1 pseudogene is annotated in these 442 nt (G+C 53.4%); it reads right to left on the bottom strand.

The window, feature by feature from the left end:
- Positions 1–371 (bottom strand): annotated as a pseudogene (locus QKD99_RS11565) (transposase); the annotation flags it as partial.
- Between the last annotated feature and the right edge of the window lie 71 nt (positions 372–442).

Raw genomic sequence — 442 nt, forward strand, 5'->3', positions numbered from 1 at the left:
GAGCTTTAACACGTGGCACATCCGCTTGACCGAGAATTCGGTTCGGTGGTCATAGACAAACTGGAAGCGGATCACCAGTGAGTCTCTTCGGCAAAATATTTCGCGGCCTTGCGCAGGATATCGCGTTCTTCACGAAGCTTTGCGTTCTCTTTTTCTAACTGGCGGATCCGTTCGGAATCATTGGCTGCTTGGGCCTTGTCGCGCATGCTTTTTGTGCGGGCACGTTTGCCGGTGCCGTACTTCTTGATCCAAGAATGCAGCGAGGCACGGTTGATACCGAGCTCTGCTGATGCTGAGTTCAGTGAGAGGTCCTCATTGTTTTCGTAGAGGGCCACGGCATCGCGTTTGAACTGTTCGGAGTACCTGGACATGGTGGTAGATTACCTTTCTTCCCAACCCAACCGGGCTGGATAGCAGGTGTCCACCAAACAGGGGTCAGGTC

Source organism: Corynebacterium sp. c3Ub_189, from assembly GCF_039907195.1.
Taxonomy (GTDB): Bacteria; Actinomycetota; Actinomycetes; order Mycobacteriales; family Mycobacteriaceae; genus Corynebacterium.